The organism is Janthinobacterium sp. HH106, from assembly GCF_001758725.1.
Taxonomy (GTDB): domain Bacteria; phylum Pseudomonadota; class Gammaproteobacteria; order Burkholderiales; family Burkholderiaceae_D; genus Janthinobacterium.
In genome coordinates, this window is the sequence record NZ_LRIC01000044.1 from 1 (window position 1) to 6,550 (window position 6,550).

At 65.3% G+C, this 6,550-nt stretch carries 6 protein-coding genes; 1 reads left to right on the top strand and 5 read right to left on the bottom strand.

Annotated features, from left to right (window positions below; all coding sequences use genetic code 11):
- Positions 1–171: 171 nt before the first annotated feature.
- From JAB8_RS16775 to JAB8_RS16785, 3 genes are all read right to left on the bottom strand, one after another.
- Positions 172–1,302, bottom strand: coding sequence for an acyltransferase (locus JAB8_RS16775; RefSeq protein WP_070290675.1), 1,131 nt, complete (start codon positions 1,300–1,302; stop codon positions 172–174).
- 129 nt (positions 1,303–1,431) lie between these two features.
- Positions 1,432–2,820, bottom strand: coding sequence for a hypothetical protein (locus JAB8_RS16780; RefSeq protein WP_070290676.1), 1,389 nt, complete (start codon positions 2,818–2,820; stop codon positions 1,432–1,434).
- Positions 2,821–2,908: 88 nt separating this feature from the next.
- On the bottom strand, positions 2,909–3,226 hold the full coding sequence (locus JAB8_RS16785; protein ID WP_070290678.1) for a helix-turn-helix domain-containing protein: 318 nt from the start codon (positions 3,224–3,226) through the stop codon (positions 2,909–2,911).
- A gap of 108 nt (positions 3,227–3,334) precedes the next feature.
- Between JAB8_RS16785 and JAB8_RS16790 the strand changes: the two genes are divergently transcribed.
- Positions 3,335–4,423: an NADH:flavin oxidoreductase/NADH oxidase gene (locus JAB8_RS16790; RefSeq protein ID WP_070290677.1), complete on the top strand. Its 1,089-nt coding sequence runs from the start codon at positions 3,335–3,337 to the stop codon at positions 4,421–4,423.
- Here the strand turns inward: JAB8_RS16790 and JAB8_RS16795 are convergent.
- Both JAB8_RS16795 and JAB8_RS16800 read right to left on the bottom strand, forming a co-directional pair.
- Complete coding sequence (locus JAB8_RS16795) at positions 4,417–5,922, bottom strand: MDR family MFS transporter (protein ID WP_254679533.1); 1,506 nt, start codon at positions 5,920–5,922, stop codon at positions 4,417–4,419. The two genes, JAB8_RS16790 and JAB8_RS16795, sit on opposite strands and share 7 nt — an antisense overlap.
- Entirely contained in the window at positions 5,919–6,377 is a 459-nt protein-coding gene (locus JAB8_RS16800; RefSeq protein WP_070224687.1) for a MarR family transcriptional regulator, read from the bottom strand. Before JAB8_RS16800 ends, JAB8_RS16795 begins: the two co-directional genes overlap by 4 nt.
- Between the last annotated feature and the right edge of the window lie 173 nt (positions 6,378–6,550).

A 6,550-nucleotide genomic window follows, 5' to 3' on the forward strand; every position in this document is an offset into this window, starting at 1 on the left:
GAGCAGCGGACTTTTAATCCGTTGGTCGCAGGTTCGAATCCCGCACGGCCTACCAAATACGTCAGAGAAGCCAACCGTTCGCGGTTGGCTTTTTTGTTTTCGGCAGCATCACCTGCGCGGGATGCCATCGCTGACTCAAAGTTCCCTCCCCCGCATATCGAAAACCAGTCGTTAACGCGACGCCAGCGCCGGCCTTCCAGCCAGATGCGCGACCACCGCGCCCACCACCCGCCCCAGCGGCACCTCCACCCAGCGGTAAAACGCGGCGCCGGCCGCCAGACTGGCGCCCCAGGCCGTCAGCATGCCCAGCGCCTGCCACTCCGGTTCGAGCGGGACATAGCTGATAAACAGCGCATTCACCAGCAGGCTGACGGGGAAGTGCACGAGGAAGACGGCATACGAGATGCGGCCCAGAGTGTTGACGATGTTCCAGGCACGGCCCTGCGACGGGGTGCGGGCGCGGCCGAACAGGAACAGGGCGCAGGCGACGATCAGGGCCAGGGCGATCCGGCTGCGGTAGTCGACGGCCAGAGCCAGCAGCACGGGCACGGCGGCCATGGCCATGAGCGCGGTCATGGCGCCGGGCTTGCGGGCCGGGTCGCTGGCCCACCAGGCCATGAGCCCCAAGCCATAGCTGCCGAAGAAATACGGCGCCCAGTTATCCCAGCCCGCATCGAGGTTGAAATACAACAGGGAAAAAGTGATGCCCACAGTGACGGCCAGCGGCATCAGCCAGTGCCCGCGCCGCTGGCCGGCCAGGCGGCCGCCCAGCCACAGCAGCAATACCGTCAGCAGGTACAGCTGGAAATCGATGGCCACGTACCAGGCGCCTGCCGACAGCGACTCATAGCCGAGCACGCCGTGCAGCAGCAAGGCATGGGCGCTCAGCTGGCCCAGGGTGACGGCGGCCGACATGGAGTCGTGCATCATCCAGATGCCGGCCACAGGGGTGATCACGGCGGCGAGCAAGGTGGCCGCCAGGAAAGGCGGCGCCAGCTTGGCATAGCGGCGCCAGACGGCCTGCAGCGGCGTGGCGATGCCGGGACGGCCTGCGGGAGAGAGGGACTTGGCGACCAGGAAGCCGCCAATGACGAGAAACACTTGCACGGCGATGCGCGCGCTGCCGCCCAGCCAGCCCAGCAACTCGGGCCACAGGGGCTGCACGTAGTCGGACATGGGCCCGTAAAACGCCAGATGGTGCAACACGATCAACTGCGCCGCGCCCGCCTTCAAACCATTGATCCAGCCAAACTGCGGACGATTTGCCAGGTCCGCCTGTGATACCACTGCTGCTGCCGTCATTCCCATCCCTTGCCGTGCCAGGTAGTGTCGCCAGCCCATCGCGCAACAGGCGCGCGGCCGAGGATTTACCGAAAGGCCGACATCATAGCCGAGCCTGGCACTTTGGTGACGCGCGGCAGATGAGCGGCATCAGTCCTTGCGCGACAAATCGGCGCGCAACAGGGTCTGGATCACGCTGCCGCCCTGCGCGTTCGCGCGCACCGCGACCACCATCGACGGCATGACGAACAGCACGCCATCCCGCTCCTCCCAGGTATCGAGCAACTGTTCCAGTTCGCGCCCCAGCGATTCCGGCCGCTTGAGCTGCTGCGCCAGTTGCGCCTCGCACTTGCCGTCATTGCCAGTGCGGCGCGGACACTCATCGACGCGCACGAAAGGCGTCTTGCTCTCGCGCAAGCGCGCGGACAATTGCGCCGTCACCGCTGCCGGCGCGCCATCCAGATACAGATGGTAGGACGGCACACGGCAGCATTCCCTGGACAGCAACAGCACACCGACCGCGGAGCCAAAAGCGGCCGTTGGGGCTGATGGCACGTAGGCAAACGGCGGCGCGTCGCCGTCCCGCACAAAAGTCCTGGCCTGCTCGGCGGCGTTCGCGGCGCGCCAGCCCGGCAGACAGGCGGCATTGGCGGCGGCAAAACAGCGACGGTAGCCGGTTTGATCGCTGATAAACAATTCCTCGACCGCATTGCGCGCGCCGGCAGCGCCCGGCGCAATACCGTCCGGACGGACCTCCCAGCTGCCCGTGCCGTTCCTGTGCCATGCAAACGCCGTGCGCGACCAGGCCCACAGCCGCTCGTAGGGGTTGAATTGATAGCTGGGTGCGTCCGCCAGGTAGATTCTCGGCAAGGGAATGGGATCGCGCCGCTTGCCGTCCGCATCGACCACCAGCACCACGGACGGCGCATATTCGCTGTCGACATAGGCAAACGATGCCCCGTCGGGCGAGATGGCCGCCAGAACATGGGCTTGCAGGTAGCCGTCCCCTTCGGGCGGACTGGGCAGCACGGTGGTTTTCAGCGGCAGGCCACGCAACAGGAAACCGGGACGCTGATCGACGGGGAAATAGCGCACGCCCGGAGACAGGGGGAAGCCATGCATGTACGTCTCATTGCCACGGTAGCCGTATTCCGACGCCGCAATCTTCTCGACCACGGCCTTGCCCGCCTGCTCGTGGACCAGCGCCAGCATGCCGTCGTCTTCCTGCCGCTTGACGAAATACACGGGCTGGGCGAAATCGGTCCAGCGTTCGATGCCATCGGTGGTCTTGACGACGATTTTGTCGTTATATATCAGCCGCATGGAGTGATTCTCGGTGGACATCAGGGAGCCGCCGCCCTGGCGGTACTCGACCGACAAGGCGGCAAACCGTCCGTAGGTATCGGCCTTGGTCACCTTTTCGCCGCGCCGCAGCACGGCAGCATATTCGCCCGTGGCCGGCTCCGTGTAAGGCCAGCAGCCAGTCAGCAATACGAAAGCGGCGGCGCACCGCCAGCGGTACCGTGCGAAAATTTTCATGCGTCGTCAGCCCTTCAGGTCAGGACTGCCCGCCCATGCTGCAAATTCGGCAATCTTGCAGGCATTCTACGGCAGATTCAGGACTGACTCAGGGCTGATTCGCTTGCGGCTGCTGCGCGAGGATGGCGTCGAGCAAGCCGGGGAAACGGCTGTCGATATCGGCGCGGCGCAGCGTATTCATGTGCGTCGTGCCCGCGTTTTCCGTGTAGACGAGGCCCGCTTCGCGCAAGACCTTGAAATGGTGGGAGACGGTCGATTTCGGCCGCCCACCGTCGAGGTCGCCGCAAGCAGCCGCGTCGACTCTGGCCAGGTGGCGCACGATGTCGAGGCGGATCGAATCACTCAAGGCGTAGAGCACGCGCTCGAGGACGAATTCGCTGGCGGGAGGATGTTTGTGTGGACGCATGTGCAGAATCATACAGCATGCGCTATACTAATTCCATTCTTCGAATATTTACGAACTACCGAATCAGCATCTCCCCCTACTTTTTCATCAACACACACAAAGGCCACCATGTCCGCCCTCTTCCAGCCCTACACCCTCAAAGACATCACCTTGCGCAACCGCATCGCCGTGCCGCCCATGTGCCAGTACATGGCCGTCGATGGCCAGGCCAACGACTGGCATCTGTCGCATTACGCGGGCATGGCCCGTGGCGGCGCCGGGCTGGTGATCGTCGAAGCGACGGCCGTGGCGCCCGAAGGCCGCATCACGCCCGGCTGCACGGGCATCTGGAACGATGATCTGGCGCAAGCCTTCGTGCCTGTCGTGAAAGCCATCAAGGCGGCCGGCTCCGTGCCCGGCATCCAGATCGCCCACGCGGGCCGCAAGGCCAGCGCCAACCGCCCATGGGAAGGCGACGACCACATTGCTGAAGGCGACGCGCGCGGCTGGCAAACCATCGCCCCGTCCGCCATCGCCTTCGGCGGCGGCCTGCCGAAAGTGCCGCGCGCCATGGACCTCGACGATATCGCCCGCGTGAAACAGAACTTCGTCGACGCGGCCGTTCGCGCGCGTGAAGTGGGCTTCGAGTGGCTGGAACTGCACTTCGCCCACGGCTACCTGGCGCAAAGCTTCTTTTCCGCCCATTCGAACCAGCGCGACGACATCTATGGCGGCAGCGTGGAAAACCGCAGCCGCTTCCTGCTGGAAACATTGAAAGCCGTGCGTGAAGTATGGCCCGAGCACCTGCCGCTGACCATCCGTTTCGGCGTGCTGGAATTCGACGGCCGCGACGAGCAAACCCTGCTCGAATCCATCGGCCTCGTGCGCCAGTTCAAGGATGCGGGCATGGACATGATCAGCGTCAGCATGGGCTTTACCATTCCCGACGTGTCGATTCCGTGGGGCCCTGCCTTCATGGGCCCGATCGCCGAGCGCGTGCGCACGGAGGCGGGCGTGCCTGTTTCCTCCGCCTGGGGCTTCGGCACGCCGGCCATCGCCGAGCGCGTCGTCAAGGACGAACAGCTGGACGTGGTGATGGTCGGCAAGGCGCACCTGGCCAATCCGCACTGGGCATACTTTGCCGCCAAAGAACTCGGCGTCGAGCGCGCCTCGTGGACCTTGCCGGCACCGTACGCGCACTGGCTCGAGCGCTACTGATCGGTCTTGGGCTTTAACGTTGCCGGATGCCCCTCCAAGGGCAGTTCCGGCAAGAACAGCAGGAAGACCAGTCCCACCAGCAGCAGCACGGCGCCGGCGCCAAACACGCTGGCGATCGCATGGCGGTACACCTCGACCGTCTGCACCGCCGCCTGCGCGCCCAGCGCCGACACGGCTTCCACGCCATGCTGGTGCAGCTGGTGCGCGAGGATGGCGCCGGACGCCGTCACGCCCAGCAAGCCGCCCAGCGAACGGAAAAAGGCCAGCATGGCCGTGCCCACGCCGCGGCGCGCCAGGGGCAAGGCATTTTGCACGGCGATCGTCATGTTCGGCATCACCAGTCCCAGTCCCGTACCGAGCAGGAAGATGGCCGGCTCAATAATACAGTAACCGCGCGACGTTTCCATGGCCCAAGCCAGCACGGCAAACGCCAGCAGCGCCACGGCCAGCCCCGCCACCTGTACCATCTTGTACTTGCCCGAGCGCGATAGCACGCGGCCGTTGAACATCGACGACGCCACCAGCCCCACCATCATCGCCACCGTCATCACGCCCGATTCGGCGGGACTCGTACCCATCACCAGCTGGAAGAACAGGGGGAAGAAGACGCTGGCGCCCATCAGGCCCATGAAAGTCATGGCCATCACCAGGCTGGCGATATTGAAGGTGCGGTTCTCGAACAGGTCGGGCGGCAGCACGGGTTCGTCCACCCTGCCCACGTGGAAGGCCAGCCAAGCGCCCAGCAGCACGGCAATGCCGCCGCACACCTTGATGGCAAGAGAATCCCATGGCCACTCCGTGCCGCCCAGCGCCAGCATCAGCAGGGCCGCCGTGACGGCGCCCGTCAGCAAGGCGGACCCCAGGTAGTCGATCTTGTGCGCATGCGTGCGCGCCGGTTTGCGCATGGCGCGCGCGATGATGACAAAAGCGGCCGCGCCGATGGGCAGGTTGACATAGAAAATCCAGTGCCACGACAGGGCATCCGTGATGACGCCGCCCAGCACGGGACCCAGCACGCTGGTGACGGCAAACACGATGGGCACCATGCCCTGCCGCTTGCCCCGTTCGGCGGGCGGCACGATGTCGCCGATGATGATTTGCGCCAGCGGCATGAAGCCGCCCGCGCCGAGGCCCTGGATGGCGCGGAAAATGATGAGTTCCGTCATGTTCTGCGCCAGCCCGCACAGCACGGAACCGAGCAAAAAGGTCAGCAGGGCCGTGAAGATCATGGGACGGCGGCCGTACTGGTCGGCCAGCTTGCCGTACAGGGGCATGGTGGCCGTCGACGCCAGCACATACGCTGTCACCACCCACGACAGATGCGCCATGCCGCCCAGGTCGTCGACGATGCGCGGCAAGGCCGTGGCGACGATGCTCTGGTCCAGCGCGCCCAGGCCCAGCACGGCCATCAGACCCAGGTAGATGGCGCGCACTTCGCGCTCGGTGACGGGTTTCGCGGCGCCTTTGTCTGCGCCTGCGGCGTGATCGTGGCCGCTCATGCCTGGCCGATCTCAAGCAGCGGCTGCATGGCGGCTTCCAGCGCATCGACCTGCTGCGGCGTCAGACGGGCGATGCGGCGCGCCAGCGCATCGCGGCGCCGCGCGCGCAAGGTTTCGAGCATGGCCAGGCCTTGCGCCGACACGTGCAGGCCCGAACGCCGGCGGTCCTGCGGATCGGGCGCACTGCGCTCGACCAGCCCCGCCTCTTCGAGCGACTTGACCTGGGCGCTGACGGTGGGCCCGCGCACGTTCTGCAGCCGCGCCAGCGCGGCCACGCCGATGCCGGGCTGCTCATGGATCAGCGCCAGCAGCATGTATTGCATCATCGATACGTTGCCCTCCAGCTCGCCCCCTTCGCGCTGCATGGAGCGCAACAGGCGTTTGAACGCCACGCGCAAGTCATCGGACAGCGCCAGCGCGCGTTCGGGGATGGGAAGGTCTTCGGTAGTGGGCATGGAATGAGTTAAATAGGTAGGCTATCTACCTATATTAGACCGAGCATGAGGGCCACGCAAGGCTTTTTTCCACCCCGGCCCTTCCCAAAACCGCCGTTGGCCGTCATAATAGCCGCCCTTGGGTCGTTAGCTCAGCTGGTAGAGCAGCGGACTTTTAATCCGTTGGTCGCAGG

Coding starts and splice junctions, on each gene's coding strand:
- JAB8_RS16780 (WP_070290676.1), bottom strand. CDS start 2,820: ATGAAAATTTTCGCACGGTACCGCTGGCGGTGCGCCGCCGCTTTCGTA.
- JAB8_RS16800 (WP_070224687.1), bottom strand. CDS start 6,377: ATGCCCACTACCGAAGACCTTCCCATCCCCGAACGCGCGCTGGCGCTG.
- JAB8_RS16785 (WP_070290678.1), bottom strand. CDS start 3,226: ATGCGTCCACACAAACATCCTCCCGCCAGCGAATTCGTCCTCGAGCGC.
- JAB8_RS16790 (WP_070290677.1), top strand. CDS start 3,335: ATGTCCGCCCTCTTCCAGCCCTACACCCTCAAAGACATCACCTTGCGC.
- JAB8_RS16795 (WP_254679533.1), bottom strand. CDS start 5,922: ATGAGCGGCCACGATCACGCCGCAGGCGCAGACAAAGGCGCCGCGAAA.
- JAB8_RS16775 (WP_070290675.1), bottom strand. CDS start 1,302: ATGACGGCAGCAGCAGTGGTATCACAGGCGGACCTGGCAAATCGTCCG.